The organism is Campylobacter sp. VBCF_01 NA2 (assembly GCF_027797205.1).
In the GTDB taxonomy this organism is placed as follows: Bacteria; Campylobacterota; Campylobacteria; order Campylobacterales; family Campylobacteraceae; genus Campylobacter_B.
On record NZ_CP115607.1, the window covers coordinates 1,403,514 to 1,423,562 of the forward strand.

General features: G+C 42.5%; 18 protein-coding genes. 9 read left to right on the forward strand and 9 right to left on the reverse strand.

What is annotated here, in order from left to right; genetic code table 11:
- Positions 1–18 precede the first annotated feature (18 nt).
- A complete protein-coding gene (locus PF027_RS07085) occupies positions 19–1,086 on the reverse strand; it encodes an epoxyqueuosine reductase QueH (RefSeq protein WP_270872734.1) in 1,068 nt (355 codons plus the stop codon).
- Positions 1,087–1,153: 67 nt separating this feature from the next.
- Here PF027_RS07085 and PF027_RS07090 point away from each other — a divergent pair, with 67 nt between their 5' ends.
- From PF027_RS07090 to PF027_RS07115, 6 genes are all read left to right on the forward strand, one after another.
- Positions 1,154–4,540, forward strand: a complete 3,387-nt coding sequence (locus PF027_RS07090; RefSeq protein ID WP_270872735.1) for a DUF748 domain-containing protein — start codon at positions 1,154–1,156, stop codon at positions 4,538–4,540.
- 542 nt (positions 4,541–5,082) lie between these two features.
- Positions 5,083–5,844, forward strand: coding sequence for a 4-hydroxy-tetrahydrodipicolinate reductase (gene dapB / locus PF027_RS07095; protein ID WP_270871533.1), 762 nt, complete (start codon positions 5,083–5,085; stop codon positions 5,842–5,844).
- Position 5,845: 1 nt separating this feature from the next.
- Positions 5,846–7,192, forward strand: coding sequence for an amidophosphoribosyltransferase (purF, locus tag PF027_RS07100; protein WP_270871532.1), 1,347 nt, complete (start codon positions 5,846–5,848; stop codon positions 7,190–7,192).
- A gap of 2 nt (positions 7,193–7,194) precedes the next feature.
- The gene (locus tag PF027_RS07105) at positions 7,195–7,404 is read left to right on the forward strand and encodes a tautomerase family protein (RefSeq protein ID WP_270862507.1); all 210 of its coding nucleotides are present in this window, start codon (positions 7,195–7,197) and stop codon (positions 7,402–7,404) included.
- 34 nt (positions 7,405–7,438) lie between these two features.
- On the forward strand, positions 7,439–7,906 hold the full coding sequence (gene bcp / locus PF027_RS07110) for a thioredoxin-dependent thiol peroxidase (RefSeq protein WP_270866603.1): 468 nt from the start codon (positions 7,439–7,441) through the stop codon (positions 7,904–7,906).
- Between the two features lie 98 nt (positions 7,907–8,004).
- Positions 8,005–8,769 (forward strand): polysaccharide deacetylase family protein, encoded by a 765-nt coding sequence (locus PF027_RS07115; RefSeq protein WP_270871531.1) that lies wholly within the window; start codon positions 8,005–8,007, stop codon positions 8,767–8,769.
- Between the two features lie 113 nt (positions 8,770–8,882).
- On the opposite strand, the gene PF027_RS07120 is transcribed toward PF027_RS07115, so the two are convergent.
- The 6 genes from PF027_RS07120 to PF027_RS07145 all read right to left on the reverse strand — a co-directional run bounded on the left by PF027_RS07120 (position 8,883) and on the right by PF027_RS07145 (position 14,812).
- Entirely contained in the window at positions 8,883–9,635 is a 753-nt protein-coding gene (locus tag PF027_RS07120; protein ID WP_270872736.1) for an ABC transporter ATP-binding protein, read from the reverse strand.
- Positions 9,619–10,590 (reverse strand): FecCD family ABC transporter permease, encoded by a 972-nt coding sequence (locus PF027_RS07125; protein ID WP_270872737.1) that lies wholly within the window; start codon positions 10,588–10,590, stop codon positions 9,619–9,621. The genes PF027_RS07120 and PF027_RS07125 overlap by 17 nt, the downstream gene beginning before the upstream one ends.
- Positions 10,587–11,612, reverse strand: a complete 1,026-nt coding sequence (locus PF027_RS07130; RefSeq protein ID WP_270872738.1) for an ABC transporter substrate-binding protein — start codon at positions 11,610–11,612, stop codon at positions 10,587–10,589. The genes PF027_RS07125 and PF027_RS07130 overlap by 4 nt, the downstream gene beginning before the upstream one ends.
- A gap of 207 nt (positions 11,613–11,819) precedes the next feature.
- Positions 11,820–13,157 (reverse strand): acetyl-CoA carboxylase biotin carboxylase subunit, encoded by a 1,338-nt coding sequence (locus PF027_RS07135; protein WP_270872739.1) that lies wholly within the window; start codon positions 13,155–13,157, stop codon positions 11,820–11,822.
- Positions 13,154–13,615, reverse strand: coding sequence for an acetyl-CoA carboxylase biotin carboxyl carrier protein (gene accB / locus PF027_RS07140; protein WP_270859945.1), 462 nt, complete (start codon positions 13,613–13,615; stop codon positions 13,154–13,156). The genes PF027_RS07135 and accB overlap by 4 nt, the downstream gene beginning before the upstream one ends.
- Before the next feature lie 147 nt (positions 13,616–13,762).
- Positions 13,763–14,812 (reverse strand): type II asparaginase, encoded by a 1,050-nt coding sequence (locus PF027_RS07145; RefSeq protein ID WP_270870109.1) that lies wholly within the window; start codon positions 14,810–14,812, stop codon positions 13,763–13,765.
- A 131-nt stretch (positions 14,813–14,943) separates the two neighbouring features.
- Between PF027_RS07145 and dcd the strand changes: the two genes are divergently transcribed.
- The 3 genes from dcd to PF027_RS07160 are packed head-to-tail and all read left to right on the forward strand — an operon-like array spanning position 14,944 to position 18,948.
- Positions 14,944–15,504, forward strand: a complete 561-nt coding sequence (dcd, locus tag PF027_RS07150; RefSeq protein ID WP_270859947.1) for a dCTP deaminase — start codon at positions 14,944–14,946, stop codon at positions 15,502–15,504.
- A gap of 9 nt (positions 15,505–15,513) precedes the next feature.
- Positions 15,514–17,742, forward strand: a complete 2,229-nt coding sequence (topA, locus tag PF027_RS07155; protein ID WP_270872740.1) for a type I DNA topoisomerase — start codon at positions 15,514–15,516, stop codon at positions 17,740–17,742.
- A gap of 54 nt (positions 17,743–17,796) precedes the next feature.
- Complete coding sequence (locus tag PF027_RS07160; protein WP_270872741.1) at positions 17,797–18,948, forward strand: cation:proton antiporter; 1,152 nt, start codon at positions 17,797–17,799, stop codon at positions 18,946–18,948.
- 65 nt (positions 18,949–19,013) lie between these two features.
- Here PF027_RS07160 and PF027_RS07165 read toward each other — a convergent pair whose 3' ends face one another.
- Both PF027_RS07165 and PF027_RS07170 read right to left on the reverse strand, forming a co-directional pair.
- Complete coding sequence (locus tag PF027_RS07165) at positions 19,014–19,424, reverse strand: hypothetical protein (RefSeq protein WP_270872742.1); 411 nt, start codon at positions 19,422–19,424, stop codon at positions 19,014–19,016.
- Positions 19,425–19,435: 11 nt separating this feature from the next.
- Positions 19,436–20,020, reverse strand: a complete 585-nt coding sequence (locus PF027_RS07170) for a hypothetical protein (RefSeq protein ID WP_270872743.1) — start codon at positions 20,018–20,020, stop codon at positions 19,436–19,438.
- Positions 20,021–20,049 lie beyond the last annotated feature (29 nt).

A 20,049-nucleotide genomic window follows, 5' to 3' on the forward strand; every position in this document is an offset into this window, starting at 1 on the left:
ATAAAAATTCTTGCCATTTTACCCTAACTTTACTAAAATTTCCCTAACATCTAAAAATATCCGAGATAGCGCGTAAATCTCCACTTTGGCTGGGTAAATTTCATCTACGACGATGATTGGCGAAAGCGAGCGCGCACCGCAAATTTTCGCGCGAATTTGCTCTTGTTTTTTCAGGCTTGGCGGATTTTTTAAAATTTCGGCTGTGTTTTTGAAATCTGTTTTTAAAATTTCGTTGAAAAATTTAAGGCTTAAAATTTTAATCTCGCCCTTATCGCAGTAAAATTTCTCGCAACTCTCATTTATGCTAAATTTGACAAATTCGCGCCTAAAATGGGAGTTATGCAAGATAAACGAGGGGCTTATCTGCCCAGAGAATTTCACCCACGCCCTAAGCAGGCGGTAGTTTAAAAACTCATCTCTGATAATCTCAAATTTCACCCCTTCGCGCCTAAATTTCGCCACTTTTTTATAAATTTTAAACTTTTCTTCTATCGAAGCAGGCAGTATTTCCCCGCCAACTGGCGACATAAGCTCGTAAATTTCGCCCTCTGTGCGCTGCGCGCGTAGCGCAAACATGCAGCCGCAGTAGTTTTGGTGATAGAGGCTGTCTTTTTTGGCTAGGGCAAACTGCTCGTTCGTGCCGCCGTTTTTGCGAAAATCAGGCGCGACAAACTCCAAATTTTGCTCTTTGCAGATTTTTTCTAGCGAATTTACAAGCTGGGCGTACGATTTTTTGGGGCTCATTAAAAGCGTCGTGGTGATTTTTTGCTCGCCAATACTGCGCGCGAAACAGGCGGTGTTTTGCATACGAAAATCGAAGCAAAACTCACAGCGCCTGCCCTTTTCTGGCTCGTTTTCAAGGCCTTTTGCACCACTAAGCCACGCCTCATAATCATATTCCCCAGCGTAAAATTTAATCCCAAGTCCCTCGCACACGCTCTTTGCGTCCTCCAACCTCAGCAAATACTCGCTGTAAGGGTGTATGTTTGGGTCGTAAAAATACCCTACCAAGGGCTCGTCGCACTCGCGCGCCAACCTGCGCAAAAAATAATCACAATCCACCGCACAACAGATATGAACTAACAAAATCAGCCTTTTAATTTAATTTGCTATAATTTTAGATTATTAAATTTAACAATCAATAGGCGCAAAAATGGTAAAATTTTTAGCAAAACACAAGAAAAAATTTATTTATAGCATTTGTGGGATTGGCGCGTTTTACACGCTTTTTGGCTTTTTTGGCGTGCCACTTCTCATCGAAAAAGCAGTTCCAAAAATCCTAGAAAACGAGGCAAATTTCAGCGTTAAAAGCGCGAAATTTAACCCCTTCACCTACGAGCTAAACATCACAGCTCCCTCGCTTTCGACTTTCAAACCGCTATTTTCGGCCGAAAAAATCGATGTCAAGCTGAAATTTGGCGAGCTGTTTAACAAAACCATAGATATCCAAACCCTGCGCCTGCAAAGCCCTAAAATCAGTATTTCGCGCGAAAATAACGGCTCGTTTAATTTCGAAAGCCTTTATGCTGGGGGCGAGAGCGAAGAAACAGACGAAAATTCGAGCATAAATGTCAAGCTGGATAATTTCAAAATCGAAAACGGCGGGGTTTTTTACGAAGATTTGAGCCTAGAAAGACCCTTTAAAATCGAGCTTGGTAGCTTAAACTACGAAATCGCCGGCCTAAATTTGGCTAGTAATTCTATCGGAAACCACGATTTTAACGCCTCTTCGCAGACTTTTGATAATATCTTTCACTCAGGCTCAATCAGCCTAAATCCGCTTAAAATCGAGGGAAATTTAAGCGTAGAAAATCTCAAAATCAATCCCTTTTGGCTATCGTTTTTGGACATAAAAGAGCTTGATCTTCTTGGCGGGAAAATCAGCGCAAATGCCCTTTATGAGGTGATTTTGGACGAGGAAATCGCGCTAAATTTGAAAAAAAGCAAAATCGCACTAAATGACCTTGCCCTGCTTGCTAGCCAAAATTTAATCAAATCAGAGCAAATTTCGCTTGCAAATATCGATTTTGACGCCAAATTTGGCCGAAATTTAGCCGCCACTTTGGGCGCTGGTGAAATCGCGCTTAAAAATAGCGAGTTTTTAAGCGCAGAAAATAACGCGAGTTTGGGCGAATTCAGGGCTTTTGATTTTGGTTTAAAATTTGGCTTAGAGGGCGAAAATTTGGGCTTAAATGCGAATTTGGACAAGATAAATTTAAGCGAGTGCAAATTTAACGATAGCCTAATAAATTTAAGCGCAAATGGTGGCGAAATTTCGCAAATCAGCGCAAATTTCAGGGGCGAAAACAACGCCTCCAAAACAGAGGCGAAAGTCGCAAAAATCGAAATTTTGCCACTAAATTTAGCCTTGGCGAAATTTGACAAGATAGATTTGGCAAATTTAAGCGCAGATGATTTTAGCTTCCAAATGGACGAAAAAGGCTCAAATTTAGCCCTAAATTTAGCAAAATTTGGCGAATTTGACCTAGCCAATAAAAACGAAAAATTTAGCGGAATTAAAAATTTAAGCGTGCAAAAGTTAAATTTTGCCCCAGATAAACTTGCCCTAAATATCGACAAAATCGGCATTGACGCGCCGTTTTTTAACTCAGAGATTAGCGAAGAGGGCGCAAAAAGCATAAACGATTTAAGCGTGATTTCTTACGCGCCTAGCAAGGCGGAAAATGCGAAATTTAGCCAAAATTTGCGCTCTGCGATACACACACTCGCCCCAGAGGGAAATTTCACGCAAAATAGCGAAAATAACGGCTCCGCGCGCAGTATTTCACCAGCCAAAAATGAGCCAAAATTTAGCTTTGCTATCGCGCAAATCGCGCTAAATGGCGGCCACGCGAAAATCACAGAGAGCTTCGTAGCCCCAAAGATAACCCACAACCTCGCTAAAATTGACGCTAGCGTGCAAAATCTATCTAGCAATTTTAGCGCCCCTTTTAGCGCCAAAGCAAGCGTGGCAAGCGACGAAATAAGCGCCAATGCGACCTCGAAAATCACCATAAATCCGCTAAATTTAGACATTGATTTTGATGTCGCTCACCCTGATTTGCGCAAAGCAAACCCGTATTTGGAGCAGTTTTTAAACGCAAAAATCGCAAGTGGTAGCGCAAATTTAAAAGGAAATTTCAAATTTAGCGATAAATTCGCGCTAAATGCCGAAATTTCGGGCAAAAATTTAGCCCTAAACGACGCAAAAGGGGCGAAAATTTTTAGCATAAATAGCGCAAAAGTGGGCGCACTAAGCCTAAATGAGAGCAAAATCGATATCAAAAATATCGCCATAAACGCCCCTTACGCGAAAATCCATATCGCCAAAAACGGCGAGATAAACCTAGCCAAACTAGCCAAAACTTCGCCAAAATCCACAAGCAAACCAGCCTCCAAAACATCTGCGCCAAAAGCCCAAGCCAGGGGGCAAAAAAGCGGTTTTGGCGTAAATATTGCAAATCTCAGCGTGCAAAACGGCTCGTTTAATTTCATCGATGATACGCTATTTATGCCACTAAATATCACGGTCTCCAAAATCAAAACTACAATCGATAAAATCAGCGACAAATCCCAAGCAAACCTCAAATTTAACGGCCTTGTGGGCAAAAGTGGCTTAGGGCAAATCGCTCTTAGGACCTATCCTTTCGCGCCCGAGCAAAAAAGCGATATTAGCGTGGTTTTAAAAGATGTCGCGCTCAGTGATATCACCCCATACAGCGCGAAATTCGTAGGCTATGAGATAAAAAGTGGCAAGAGCAATTTAAAGCTAAATTATAAAATCAACGCCTCCAAACTAAACGCCACAAACGACATAAACCTCGATAATCTCGTGCTTGGCGAAAAAGTTGAGAGCAAAGACGCGCTGAATTTACCGCTGGATTTAGCGATTTCGATTCTCAAAGACAGCGACGGTCAAATCAATGTCAGCCTGCCAATCAGCGGGAATCTAAACGATCCGAAATTTAGCTTTGGTGGCGTTATCGTGGGGGCTGTGACGAAGCTATTTGGCGATATCGTGCTAAGTCCGTTTAGGTTTTTGGGCAAAATCGCTGGAATCGATACTGCCTCGCTCGATGGAATCGACTTTGAGCCAGCTAGTAGCGAGATTTTAATCAGCGAAAACGAAAAAATCGAGAATCTTGCCACGATTGCAAAATCAAAGCCAGAAATCAAAATCACCCTAACCCCAGCATATAACGAGAAGCTCGATACTAGGGCGTTTAAGCTCGTCACGCTAAACGAAAATATAGACAGGGTAATGCTAAAAGAAAATCTCTCATCTGACGCTGCGATTGCGAGCCTAAGGGCGAAACACCGCATAAAAGAGGGTGGCGAAGAGGGGTTTGAAAAACTCATACAGGCGCAAAAATTCACAACCTCGCGCTTGGAGGATTTGGCTAACGCGCGCGCTAAATCCGTGCAAAGCGCGCTTGCAAATTTGGGCGTCTCAGACTCACAAATCGTGATTAAAAAGCCTGCAAATGTCAGCGCGAAGCAAGATAGCTTCATCAGCGTCGGCCTTGGCGTAGAGAAGTGAAATTTAAAATTTTGCAAATTTAGCGGTAAAAATTTTAAAGTCGTAGATTGCTTCGTCAAGGCTGTGCCTTTCCTCGCAATGACAATAGCGGACAAAATTTACGCCGGGTGTGTCATTGCGAGAATTTGCATAGCAAATTCGAAGCAATCTACGAGCATAAAATTTAAAGTGTGTAAATTTGCTGTCATTGCGAGCGAGTATAACGAGCGTGGCAATCCAGAAAAATTTAAATTCAAAATTCAACCTAAATTTAGCATTGAATTATTTTTTAAATTTTAGATTGCGTCGTGCTTTTCTCGTAAGGGGGAAGGGGGCTTGAATTGCGAGGTCGCGCCCCTTCCCCCTTACAATCCCCCTACCCCCGACGACGCTTTACAAGGTGGCTAAATTTAGAAAAACTGCGTTTTTCTAAATTTAGCTGGTTTTATTTTTCGGAAATGCTTCGCATTTCTTTGCGCTATAAAATAATCCGCGACGAATTCAGAAATAAGCTAAATTTGGCTATACTACGCCAAATTTTTACAAATTCAGAAAGGGTTAAAATGGTTAGGATTGGTATCCACGGCGGTAGCGGTAGAATGGGAAGTATGATTTACGAGTGTCTGAAAAACTACGAAAACGCGGAAGTTAGCGCGATTTATACTATCGAGGAGCTATCATACAGCCCCAAATGCGTAATCACAGACGATTTGGCGAAATTTTTTGATTCTTGCGATGTGGTGATTGATTTTACCATTAGAGATGGGGCAATAAATTTATTAAAATTCGCCCAAACTCACCCAAAACCCCTTGTCATCGGCACTACTGCCCTAGGCGATGAGGGCGAAGCACTACTAAAAGAGTGCGCGCAAAAAATGCCAGTTTTTCACGCGACAAATATGAGCCTTGGCGTAGCCGTGCTAAACAAGCTCGTAAATCTAGCTAGCAAGGCTTTGCGCGATTTTGATTGCGAAATAGTCGAAATGCACCACAAACACAAAAAAGACGCCCCAAGTGGCACAGCAATGACATTAGCCACTACTGCTGCAAATGCGCGAAATTTAGATATCAAAAAAGTGCGAGTTAGCGGTAGAGACGGACTAATCGGAGAGCGGGGCAAAGACGAAATCGCTGTCATGGCACTTCGTGGTGGCGATATCGTCGGACGCCACACGGTAGGGTTTTACAACGATGGCGAGTATATCGAGCTAAACCATACCGCCACGAGCCGTGCAACCTTCGCCAATGGCGCGATTAAGGCTGGAATTTGGCTTGCCACACAAAAAAATGGCCTTTATAGCATAAATGATTGTTTAGGATTTTAAAATGTGCGCGATAGTAGGAGTTATAAATTCAGCCAATGCGGCTAAAACGGCGGTTTATGGGCTGTTTTCGATGCAGCACCGAGGCCAAGAGGCAAGCGGAGTAAGTGCTAATCACAACCACCATATAAACACGGTAAAAGGTCAAGGACTAGTAACCAAAATTTTCACCCCGCAAGCCCTTGAAATTTTAAAGGGAAATAGCGCAATCGGCCACAATCGCTACTCCACAGCAGGCAACGAGAGTATCCACGACGCGCAACCAATCTCTGCTAAATACGCCCTAGGCGAAATTTCAATCGTGCATAATGGAAATTTAATAAACAAAGATAGCGTTAGATCTGAGCTAATCGCCGAGGGAGCGATATTTCAGTCAAATATGGACACAGAAAATATCTTGCATTTGATCGCTAGAAGCAAAGAAAAAAAATTGCAAAACCGCATAATCGAGGCTGTGAAAAAATGCGCTGGGGCGTATTCGCTTCTGATTTTAAGTCGTAGCAAAATGTTTGCCCTGCGCGATCCACACGGCGTAAGGCCCCTTAGTATCGGAAGACTAAATGATGGCGGATATATCGTAGCGAGCGAAACATGCGCCTTTGATTTGGTGGGAGCGGAGTTTATCAGAGATGTGAAGCCCGGCGAAATGGTGATTTTCGAAGAGGGCAAAGACGAGATAAAATCGCTTCAAATTTTCGAAGAGGTTGATCCTAGAATTTGCGCGTTTGAATACATATATTTCGCCCGCCCAGACAGCACGGTCGAGGGCAAAAATGTCTATAATATCCGCAAAAAACTAGGCGCAGTTTTGGCTGGGAAATGCAAAAATATCAAGGCGGATTTTGTCGTCCCTGTCCCAGATAGTGGCGTGCCAGCAGCTTTGGGATACTCGGCTGCAAGCGAGGTGCCTTTTGAGCTAGCGATTGTGAGAAATCACTATGTGGGGCGCACCTTTATCGAGCCGACACAAGAAATGCGAAATTTAAAGGTCAAACTCAAACTAAACCCTATGAGCGAGGTTTTAAAAGACAAAAGCATAGTCGTCATCGACGATAGTATCGTGCGCGGAACCACGAGCAAAAAAATCGTCGAGCTTCTGCGCCACGCTGGGGCGAGGGAGATTCACATGTGTATCGCAAGCCCAGAAATCAAGCACCCAGATAGATACGGCATAGACACACCAAGCTACGCCGAGCTAATCAGCGCAAACAAAAGCACCGAAGAGGTGCGCGAGTATATCGGCGCAGACAGCCTGACATTTCTAAGCATAAATGAGCTTGTCGGCGCACTAGGTGATGAGCGAAAATATTCGCTAATCAGTTTTGACGGAGATTATTTTATAAAGGAGTAAAAATGCCAATCATCAATATCCACCTAACCAAACCAGCCCCAAGCAAGGAGTTGCAAGACAAAATCGCTGGCGAAATCACCAAAACAATGGTCGAAAACCTAGGCAAGGTGCCAAGTCGCGTGGTCGTGAAATTCGAATACGACGAGGCTGAGAATTTCTATTTCGGTGGCGAAAGCGTCGCAGATATGCGAAAAAAGGCGCAAAATGGCTGAGACTACATTTAGCGCAGAGGATTTAGCGCGCAAAATCACGCTTGCTAAGGGCGATATGGCGCCAAATTTCGCCCTAGAAAACGCCGACGGGGTGCAAATTCGCCTAAGCGATTTTATCGGCAAAAGGGTCGTTTTGTATTTTTATCCTAAGGATAATACGCCTGGTTGCACCACTGAGGCGTGCGAATTTAGCGAGCTTTGGGATAAATTTATCGCCGAGGACGCCCTGATTATCGGCATTAGCCCGGATAGCACCAAATCACACGCAGGTTTCATTGCCAAGCAAAGCCTACGCCATATCCTACTAAGCGACCACGAACGCGAAGTCGCCAAGGCTTACGGCGTGCTTCAAGTGCGCAAAAACTACGGGCGCGAGTATCTAGGGATCGTGCGCTCGACATTTCTAATCGGCAAAGACGGCAAAATCGAAAAAGTCTATAAATCTGTCAAAGCCAAAGACCACGCCGCAAAGGTGCTTGGCGACATTTTGGCGCAAAAATAAACAAAATTTAAGCGCAAATTTGGGGTAAAATTTCGAAATTTTAACGAATTTCAAAATTTGCCCCTTTTTAAATTTAGCCGAATTTACAGGGGAAATCAATGAAAAAATTTTTAATTTTTATCTGCGCTTTGGGGGTTTTGTGTGGCGCGCAGGGCGAAAATTTGACCAAAGAGCAAATTTTGCAAAAATACTCTGCCTCCACGCCCAAACTTTGGGGCGAGGAATTGCAGGGTGTAATTAAAAATTTCAAAACTGACAAAAAGCAAGTCGCCCTCACGCTCGATTTGTGCGGAAGCAAAACGGACGATTTGGACGAGAGAATCGTGGAATTTTTAGAAAAACACAGCCTAAAAGCGACATTTTTTGTAAATTTGCGCTGGATAGAGAAATTCCCGCAAAAATTCGAGCGTTTGCGCCAAAATCCAAATTTTGAAATCGAAAATCACGGCACCGCACACTCCCCAGCCTCGCTAAATGGGGCTAGCATTTACGGCATAAAGGGCACGGCGGATGCTGGCGAGCTATACGATGAAATCGCGCGAAACGCGGAATTAATCGCAAGGCTTACTGGCGCGCGCCCGAAATTTTACCGCTCAGGCACGGCGTATTACGATGAGCTTGCCGTGGCGCAGATTTATGATATGGGATACGCGCCCGTGGGATTTAGCGTGCTAGGAGATGCAGGGGCTACGATGAGCGCGGAAGGGGCGCGCACCGCTGTGTCTAGTGCGCGCGGCGGCGACATCATCATCGCTCATGCAAACCACCCCGAAAAGCCAAGTGGCGCAGGCGTGGTGGGGGGCCTTAAAATTTTGGTTAAAAATGGCTTTGAGTTCGTGCGATTAGACGAGGTTTTGGAGTAAATTTCGCCCGTTTTGTCAGTGTTAAAATTTGCTTAACTTCACATTTCGAGGAGTAAATTGACGAAGTAATCCAGAGAATTTTAAGTAATTTAAATTTTGCTTTTGTGTAAATTTTATTGCTTTTGCGCGGAGAAAATTTGCGTTATTGCGCTGAATTTGGCGAAATTTAACCTTTTTATTTCGATTTCATAGAGTTTTGTTAAATTTTGCTCGCTTAAAATTTCGTTACTTTCGCCAAAAGAGTAGCTCAAATCGCTTTGTAAAATTAGCGTTTTATCCGATATCGCAAGGGCGTGCGAGGGCTGGTGCGTGGTGAAAATCACGCTTAAATCAAAGCGCTTTTTAAGCTTAAAAATCAGTGTTAAGACCTTATCTTGGTTTTTTAAATCAAGTGCGCTTAAAGGCTCATCTAAAAACAAAATTTCGCTTTTGCTTGCGATACAGCGAGCAAAAAGCACAAGCTGTTTCTGTCCGCCACTAAGGCTATTAAAGCTCTGTTTTGCAAGGTTTGCGATATCTAGATTTTCAAGGGCTTCAAGAGCGATTTTAGCGTCATTTGGGCTTGGTTTGCTAAAAAGCGAAATCTCTCGCACTCTCCCCATAATCACGATATCAAGGACATTAAAATCAAAATTTAGGGCGAAATTTTGTGGTAGATATGAAAATGTAGAATTTAGACTAACGCTTCCAGCCCGAAGTGGTAAAATTTTCATCAAACAGTTTAAAAGTGTGCTTTTACCTTGCCCGTTTAAGCCCAAAATAGCCAAAATTTCGCCTTTTTTCACGGTAAAATTTAGTCCCGAAAACAAAATTTTGTCTCGCTCATACCAAAATTCTCCGCTGTTTATCTCAACTAGATTTTCCACCCACGCTCCTTTTTAAAAGTATTGCAAAAATCGGACTTCCGATGAGCGCACTTAGTATTGAGATAGGAATTTCAGCTGGGAAAATTCCCCTTGACGCATCATCGATTATAAGCATAAAAATCGCCCCTAGTATAAAACAAGCTGGAAGCGAGCGGATATTATCAGATCCACACACTATCCTTGCGATATGCGGGATGACGAGCCCTATCCAACCGATATTTCCACTGACACTAACTTGGGCTGAGATTAAAAGTGTGCAAAGCACTAAAATACCAATGCGAAGTGCGGCGACATTTACGCCAAGTGCTTTTAAATCGGCATCGCCAAGGCTTAAAAGGTTAAATCTAAATCGCATTAGGATTAAGATTATTATGCAAGGTATCGACACGGCTGCGCATAACACTAGCTTATCGTAGTTTGCACTCGCAAAGCTTCCAAGAAGCCAGTAGATTATGTTTGGCAAGATATTTTCATCATCTGCGACATATTGTGTGAGTGAAATTAGCGCAGAAAATAGGCCATTGATGACAATGCCTGCTAAAATTAGCGAGAAAATGTCGGTTTTGCGGACAAATTTTGCTAGGAAAAATAGGCACAAAAGTGCTATTACGCCAAAAATAAAGGCACAAAGTGGCAAAAGTGTGCTTGCAAATCCAAAAAGTATCGCAAGTGCGCCACCAAGGGCGCTAGCGGTGCTTATTCCGATTATGTTGGGACCGACTAGTGGATTTTTAAACACGCTTTGTAAGCACAGTCCAGCAAGGGCGAGTGTGCCTCCGCAAAGGGAAGCTAGCAAAATTCTAGGAATTCGTATTGTAAAAATCACGCTACTTGCGACGCTATCGCCTCGTCCTAGCAAAATTTTCAAAATTTCACCAATGCCTAAGCTATACTGTCCAATCCCTAGCGAAAAAATCGCCAAAAACGCCCAAAGTATAATTAAGAAAATTCTCATTTATACGAGGTTTTGTAGAATTTTTTATAATAATCTTCGACCTTTTCATCAAAATTGTTTTCGAAGTTTTGCGGATACAGTAGCCTTGCAAGCCACTCCTCGCCAAGTGCCATAGCCTCAGGAGTAGGATATCCCCACGCTTTGACATATTCTGGCATAAGGAAAATTTTGCCCTCTTTAATTGCGCTAAGTTCCTTTAATAGAGGGTTTGATTTAAGCTCATCTGGAACCCCAGGGTAGCGTTCTTGGACAAAAATTATATCTGGATTATAGGACAAAAGCTTTTCTGCTGAGATTTGTTTATAGCCTTTAATGTCCTTTTTAGCAACATTTTCACCACCTGCACGCTCGAACATTATACCTGTGTATTTGCCACTGCCGTAGGTGGTTAAATCTGGATTTGCCATGTAAATTTTTACTCTATTTTTTGTGTCGATTTGTGACATTTTCGCTTTTAGTTCGGCTTGTGAGTTTTTGATATACTCTATCAGCTCGGTAGCCTCTTTTTCTTTATTTGCGATGTTTCCTAGAAGCTCCACACCTTCGTAAAATCCCTCATTATAGGCTTTTTCATCATCTTCGAAGGTCGGATTTACCTTGTCGTTATCCTCACCACCTTTGAAAAAACTCATTGCTACAACCGGAATTTTAAGCTCATCAAGTTTATTGATTTGCTCTTTTGGAAGGTAGTTTGTGACGATTACCACATCTGGCTTTAAAGCTAGCACACTTTCGAAATTTACCTGCTTTAAATCCCCAGCTACTGGCATTTCTTTAAGACTTGGGGCAAGTCTTGCGTAGTTTTTGCCAAGCTGTTTTTCCCAGCTTTCTAGCACGCCTACAACCTTATCAATAGCACCGATTTGGTTTAGCACATTTAAGCTTTGGTGTTGCAAAACAACGATTTTAGAAACCTCGTCTTTAATCTCGACATTGCGACCTAGTTGGTCGGTAATCTGCTTAGCACACAGTGAGCCAGCACATACTATGCTAAGAAGTGTAAAATTTAAAATTTTGCTCATATTTATCCCTTTAAATTTTATTTTTATATAGAAAAAAATCCTTAAAATAAGAATTTTAATGCTAAATATAAAACACTTTATATTAGTATAAAATTTATAAAAATCTAGTTAAATTTTTTTGCATAATTTTTAAAATTTAAGTAAATAAAACTTAGAGAAAATTCGCTAAATTTTGGAGCGAATTTTGCCCCAAAATTTAGCTAAGCTTTAATGCTTTGCAAGATAGTTTGTATCGTAGTCGTTGTTGATAAAATCAGGGTTGTTCATCATAGCGATGTGGAAATCGCGGGTCGATTTGATACCGCCGATGACGAGCTGGGATAGTGCGATTTTCATTTTTGAAATCGCGCGAAGCCTGTCTTTGTCATGCACGATGAGCTTGCCAATCATACTATCGTAAAACGCTGGCACGCTGTATCCCTCATACACATGGCTATCCATACGCACATTGCGTCCGCCAGGTGCTATGTAGCGAGTGATTTTGCCCGGATTTGGCATGAAACTTTTCGGATCTTCGGCTGTGATTCTGCACTCAATCGCATGTCCGCTAAATTTAATCTCGTCTTGGCTAGGGAGCTTATGACCCTCGGCTACCCTTATCATTTGCTCGATCAGATCAAGCCCTGAGCGCATTTCGCTGATTGTATGCTCGACCTGCAAGCGCGTATTCATTTCGATGAAATAAAATTTCTTATCCTTGCTGTCGTATAAAAACTCAAATGTTCCTGCGCTGACATAGCCAATCGCCTTAGTCGCGCGAACTGCTGTTTCTAGGAGCTTGGCACGGGTTTCTTCGTCGAGTATCACCGCTGGGCTCTCTTCGATTAGCTTTTGGTGGCGGCGTTGCATAGAGCAGTCACGCTCGCCCACATGTAGGACATTTCCGTGCTCGTCGCCGATGACTTGAACCTCGATATGGCGCGGATTTGTGATGTATTTTTCCATATACATTGTCCCGTCGCCAAACGCGCTCATAGCCTCACTCTCAGCCGACCAAAAAAGCTTTTCTAAATCCTCTTCTCTCTCGACCACTCTCATACCGCGTCCGCCACCACCAGCAGCTGCTTTGATGATGACAGGATAGCCGATTTCTTTGGCTAGTTTGCGCGCAGCCTCGACATCGGCAATCGCGCCATCTGATCCTGGCACTACTGGAATTCCGGCTCTCATCATTACTTGCTTAGCCTTGCTTTTATCGCTCATTAGTGTCATAGCTTCAACACTTGGACCAATAAATTTAATGCCGTGTTTAGCGCAAATTTCGACGAAATTTTGATTTTCGCTCAAAAAACCATAACCTGGAAAAATAGCGTCAGCTTCTGTCAGCTCGCATGCTGTGATGATTGCGGGGATATTTAGGTAGCTATCGGTTGAGCGTGGCCCACCTATGCAGATCGCAGCATCAGCGTATTTGACATAAAGTGCGTCCTGGTCGGCTGTTGAATGCACGACAATGGCCTTTTTGCCCATTTCCTGAATAGTGCGAAGTGCGCGAAGTGCTATCTCACCGCGGTTTGCGATAAGAATTTTATTTAGCTCTTTCATAGCTTTTCAACCTCAAATAGCGACATAGCGTATTCTACTGGCTGTCCGTCCTCTACTAGCGATTTGATGATACGACAATCAAACTCAGCCTCGACCTCGTTCATAATCTTCATCGCTTCGATAATGCCGATAGTATCGCCTTTATGCACGACTTGACCAGCACTTACAAATGGGTTTGCGCCCGGACTTGCAGCCTTGTAAAAAGTGCCAACCATAGGGCTATCGATAGTATCCATACTAGCCTTGCTAGCTGCGTGAGAGTCGCCTACGACAACATTTACAGCTGGCACAGCAGCCGGGGCGTGCGGTGCAGGTGTGGCACATGCTGCGCCGGTTTCGATATCTGCGCCGAATTTTTTAATTTCGATTTCAAAATCGTCGTTTTTAATTTTAATCTTGCTCAGAGATGATTTTTCGTCGAAGAAAGTCATCAATTCCTTAATATCTTCTTGTTTCATTTATTTCTCCTAAAAATAGAAATTCCAAAGGCGCATTTTACCTAAATTTAGTTAATTCTTACATTAAATTTAAATTTGGCGAAATTTTGTGAAATTTGAAATTGAGTAAAATTTAAAAAAGGGCGCAAAATCTGCGCCCAAGAGTTATTAATGAGTAGCGTAAATTTCGGCAATTTTCGCTTTGTCTAGACCTTTTGAAAGGGCAAGTTGTAGTAAAACCCTAGCTTTGGCAGCGTTTAGGTTGTCGCTTGTCAAAAAGCCGTATTTTGCGTCATCAACCTCTGCGCCAACGCTTGTTGAGCCAGAACCTGTGCGAGAAGCGCGAACTACGACAACGCCAGCTTCGCTAGCTTTTGCAAGTGCAGCTTCGACGGTTGGGAAAGGATTTCCATTACCCATACCAGCTAGCACGATACCTTTGGCGCCGTTTGCAACAGCAGTTTCAACGAAATCAGCGACATCTTGTGCGTGAGCGAATAAAATATCAACGCGTGGAAGCTCTTTTACATCTTTGATATTAAATACGCTATCGACTGTGTGTTTGCGAAGTGGATTCATATAGAAATTTACGATTCCGTAATTTACGGTGCCGATTTTGCCTGCGTTTGGTGAAGCAAATGTATCAACAGCAGTTGTGTTCGTTTTAGTTACTTCGCGTGCAGCGTGAATTTCGTCGTTCATTACGACCATTACGCCTTTTTCGCGAGCGCTTGGGTTGATTGCGACATTTACTCCGTTAAAGATATTTAGCGGGCCATCTGCGCTTAGCGAAGTGCCAGATCTCATCGCGCCAACCATTACGATAGGTTTTTTAGTTTTTACAACCAAATTTAGAAAATACGCTGTCTCTTCCATAGTATCAGTTCCGTGAGTGATGACTACGCCATCGACATCATTTTTCGTAAGTAGCTCATTTACGCGGTTTGCTAGTTTTAGCCAAACTTCATCGTTCATCTCTTGTGAGCCGATTTGTGAAATTTGCTCACCTTTTACATTTGCAATGTCGTTGATTTGAGGAACAGCAGCTAGCAATTCATCGACAGTTTTTGTGCCTGATGTGTAATCACCGCTAACAGCGCTATCACCTCCACCAGCGATTGTGCCACCTGTGGCCAAAATGTAGATATTTGGTTTAGCCGCAACTAGTGATGAAGCGATAAAAAGCGCAGCGAACGCGAATTTGCCTAAGATTTTCATATTGTCTCCTTAAAATTTGATAAATTTCTGCATTTAATTGCAAAATTAAATTTGAATTATAGCACCAAATTTGTAAATCGTGGAATTTTATTGCTATAATGCGCGAAAAATTTTTCAGTTTAAGGATAAATATGGGACTAAAAAGCGATAAATGGATTAGAGAAATGTCGCAAAAGCACGCTATGATAGTGCCATTTGCCGAGGAGCAAGTGGGAAAAGGCGTGGTGAGCTATGGCGTATCAAGCTACGGATATGATATCAGAGTGGGAAATGAGTTTAAAATTTTCACAAATATCGGTGGCACGGTCGTAGATCCGAAAAATTTCGATGAAAAAAATGTCGTGGATTTCGTAGGCGATATCTGTATCGTCCCGCCAAATTCTTTCGCGCTGGCTCGCACAATCGAGTATTTTAATATGCCTTCTGATGTGCTTGCAATCTGCCTTGGCAAGAGCACTTACGCAAGGTGCGGAATCATCGTAAATGTAACGCCTTTTGAGCCGGGATTTAAGGGGCATATCACAATCGAAATCTCAAACACAACCCCGCTTCCAGCCAAAATTTACGCAAACGAGGGAATCGCGCAGGTGCTGTTTTTGCAAGGCGATGAGCCGTGCGAAGTAACATACGCCGACAAAAAGGGCAAATACCAAGCCCAAGAGGGCATTACGCTACCAAGAATTTTAAAATAAGAGAGAAATATGAAAAATTTAGTCATAGTTGAATCACCAGCCAAAGCCAAAACGATAAAAAAATTTTTAGGCGAAGATTACGAAGTAATCGCTAGCAAAGGTCATATCCGCGACCTTCCGCAGAAAAAATTTGGCATTAAAATCGACGGCAACAAATTTAGCCCCGAATACGAAATCAGCACCGATCACGAAGCTATCGTGTCGCAGATAAAAAATTTAGCCAAAAAAGCAGGTCAAATTTACCTAGCAACCGACGAGGATAGAGAGGGAGAGGCGATAGCATACCATATCGCAGAATCAATCGGCAAAGCCCCAACCAGCCTGCCTCGCATTGTATTTCACGAAATCACAAAAAGCGCGATTGATAACGCCATAAACTCACCACGCACGCTCGATATGAATAGCGTAAATGCCCAACAAGCGCGTCGCTTGCTAGATCGCATAGTAGGATACAAGCTAAGCCCGCTACTAAACACCAAAATCCAAAGAGGGCTAAGCGCTGGGCGCGTCCAAAGCGCGGCTTTAAAAATCATTGTCGATAAAGAGCGCGAAATAAGGGCGTTTGTGCCGGTAGAATACCACAGCATAGACGCTGTTTTTAAGAAAAAGCTAGAAGCCGAATTTGTCAAATTTAACGGCGAAAAAATGGAAAAACTATCCATAAAAACAAAGTCTGAGGCCGATAAAATTCTAAAAATTTTAAAAAGCGAAGAATTTAGCGTTAGCGCGATTGAGAGCAAATCTCGCAAAACAGCCCCAAGCGCGCCGTTTATGACAAGCACGCTTCAACAAGCAGCCTCAACTAGCCTTGGCTTTAATCCTCGCAAGACTATGAGCCTAGCCCAGAGCCTGTATGAGGGGGTGAATACGAATTTTGGTGGTGCGATTACATATATGAGAACAGATAGTCTAAATTTAGCCAAAGAGGCCGTCGCTGCCGCACGCGATATGATCGAAAAAACCTATGGCGCGCAGTATCTGCCAAAATCGCCAAACATTTACACCACCAAATCCAAAGGCGCGCAAGAAGCCCACGAGGCGATTCGCCCTACAAACATAGCCTTTACCCCACAAATGGCAAAGGCCACGCTCCCACGCGACGAAGCTAGGCTTTATACGCTGATTTATAATCGTTTCATCGCATGTCAAATGAGCGCTTCTACCTCAGATATCCAAACAATCACGATTTGCGGAGGGAACGCTGAATTTCGCATAAGCGGGCGCAAGGTTACATTTGACGGATTTTACAAGGTTTATGGCGATTTGGATAAGGATAAAATTTTGCCCGAGCTTAAAAAAGGCGATAAAATGGAGCTTGAAAGCCTAGGAAGCGAGCAGCATTTCACCGAAGCTCCTGCCAGGTATTCGGAAGCTAGTTTGATTAAAAAGCTAGAAAGTCTAGGCATTGGCAGACCAAGCACTTATGCGCCAACTATCACGCTTCTAACATCGAAAAAATATGTCGAAATCGACAAAAAACAGCTAATCCCAGCCGAGGTCGCCTTTAAAATCACCGAGGTTTTGGAGGGGCATTTTAAAAATATCGTTGATAGCAACTTCACCGCCAAAATGGAAGAAAAACTCGACGAAATCGCCGAAAATAAGGCTGATTGGCAAGAAATTTTGGCGAATTTTTACTACCCATTTATGGACGAAATCGCCAAAGGCAAGAGCGAAATCGCTAGCCAAAAAATCTCCGAACCAATCGGCGAGAAATGCCCACAATGTGGCAAAGAGTTAGTAAGGCGCGCTGGCAGGTTTGGCGAGTTTATCGCGTGCGAGGGCTATCCGAAATGCAAATACTCTCGCAATCTAGGTGAGAGCGCAGACGAGGCAAGCAAGTCTGAGCCTGAAAAAATCGGCGAGAAATGCCCACAATGTGGCAAAGAGCTAGTCAAGCGCGCTGGCAGGTTTGGCGAGTTTATCGCGTGCGAGGGCTATCCGAAATGCAAATACTCTCGCCAAATCGAAGGCGCTGCCAAAGCCCCAGCCAAAAAGGCCACCAGCACCGGCGTAATCTGCCCAAAATGCGCCAAAGGCGATGTGGTCGAGAGATTTTCGCGCAGGGGGAAATTTTATGGTTGCTCGAACTATCCAAAGTGCGATTTTGTGAGCAACTACGCCGTGCTTTCGCGCAAATGCCCTGAGTGCAAAAACACCTACATGGTGCGAAAAGAGCTGAAAAAAGGCAATTTCGCCGAGTGTCCGAAATGCAAATTTAAAGAGGAAATCGAATAAACAAATTTAGCCATTGCCAAATTTGGCGTGGCTAAATTTCGAAATTTAACCAAAATGAGCGAAATTTTAATTTTAATCACACTAGGATTTTTCATATTTACCTCGCCGTATCTAGCCAAAGTGCTAAAAATCCCAGTCTCGCCCACAGAGATAATCCTAGGCATAATCGCTGGAAATTTGGGCCTGCTTTACGCCAATCCTACCTTTGATTTCGCCTCTAAAATCGGGTTTTATTACCTTATGTTTTTGGCTGGCGCGGAAGTGGATTTTCGCTTTTTGTTTAAAATTTCGCGCCAAATTTTAAAAAAATCGCTTCTGTTTTTGGCTCTACTTTATATCTTGGGCGCGATTTTGGTAGCGATTTTTGATTTGCCAAATTTAATCATCATCGCCGTGCCACTTATGAGCGTAGGACTGCTCTCGACGCTGTATAAGGACTACGGCAAGGACGAAGAGTGGCTCAATCTAGCCATGCTAGTAGGCGTGCTTGGCGAGATAGTAAGCATCGTAGCACTTAGCGTGGTGGGGATTTACCTAAAAGATGGCTTTGGAGCAAGCATGCTGCTTAAAATCGGCTCGCTTGTGGGATTTATCGGCGCAATCGCGCTAGTGTTTAAGTCCCTAGAAATGGTGTTTTGGTGGTATCCGAGCCTAAAAACCATAATCATGCCACATTATGATAAAAACGAAAAAGACATACGATTTGCTATGGCGATTTTTTGCCTAATTTGCGCGAGCGCGTCGTGGCTAGATATCGAAATCTTTATCGCGGCCTTCATCGCGGGGGCGTTTTTGCCGACATTTTTCTCGCACAAAGAGGGCCTCGTGCCAAAGCTATCGTCGTTTGGCTTTGGCTTTATCGTGCCGATATTTTTCATACACACAGGCGCAGCGGTCGAGCTGAACGCGCTCCTAATGCCTGGGGTTTTGAAATTTTGCCTGCTGCTAGCCGGGATAATGATTTTTACGAGAATTTTATGCGCTGGGGTGTTTTGGGAGATACTGCACGCGCGAGCAGGCGCACTTTTTGCGCTTAGCCTCTCAATGCCACTGACGCTTTTGATTGCGACTGCGACGCTGTTTTTCGAGGCAAATTTCATAAGCAAAGAGATTTATTACGCAATGATTGTGGCTTCGCTGATAGAAGCCTTGGTCTGCATGATTGGGATAAATTTGATATATAATAGAACAAAGCAAAAATCATAAAAGCTTTCTTGAAAATTTTCCAAAGAAAGCTTTTATGGATTTGTCAGAGTTAGGTTTATGATATCTTAAAAATCGAGACCAAATTCATCAATAACAAATTCACCTTTATCTGTTTTAATTTTAACTTCTAATATCTTGTCGTAATTACAAGCAGTATAAACAGTCATTGTATCACCAAATTCCATTTTTACATGCTTCATAGGTTTTCTTTCTTTATGAATATCAACACCAAGAGCTTGATAGCCTTTGGCCATTGCCAATGTAATTACATCCCATATTAATCCACATTTTTTACGATTTATAATTATGTCTTCAATTATTACATCGTCCTTAGCCGAAATTGATATACTTGTCCCCATTTCATTATACTTATCATCATACTGCGATTTTAACTTAAATTTTAATAAATCATTAGAATCGGCATATACAGATAAGCCAAACAATAAAAAAGTTAAACCTAAAATTTTGCTTTTCATCTTATCTCCTTTTAAGTTATGATTTTTGGTAACAATATCGAACCTAGCAGATTTAAAACTATGCCAGTTAGTGATTTTTTATCTGGAATAAATTCCTTCAATTTCTGCCAAGTTGTTTTTTCACCATTTAATTTTTTCTTTATTTCATCATAATTTTTATGTTTTTGAACTATATTTTTACATTTTTCATCTCCAATCAGCCCAAAAATGGCGTCTATGCTTACCCTTACTATCTCAGAATTAAAGCTAAAATCTGCATAATAACCAAGCTTTTTTATGCGACCTATAAAAATGTCTCTTTGAACCGAATTTTCAAGCCCAAAAACTATTTCGCCTTTTTCAAAATCAATTTTACTTTTGCTATTTTCTCTATTTAGACTAGATAAAATTTCTTTTATGATTTCATCATCATCTTTTTTTCCATAACGCAAGTGAGCGTTCAAGCATAGTGTTTTTACTCTGGTATCAGTTATTTTTAGTTGTCTTGATTTTTCATAATTTGACATAGCTAAATACGGCTCCAAAAGACTAAAAACCAAAATATCTATTTCGCTTTTGCCAAGAGACCCAAAACTGCCAGCGAGATAATTCGCCAAAAAGTTTTCCGTAAATTCTTTATAAAATT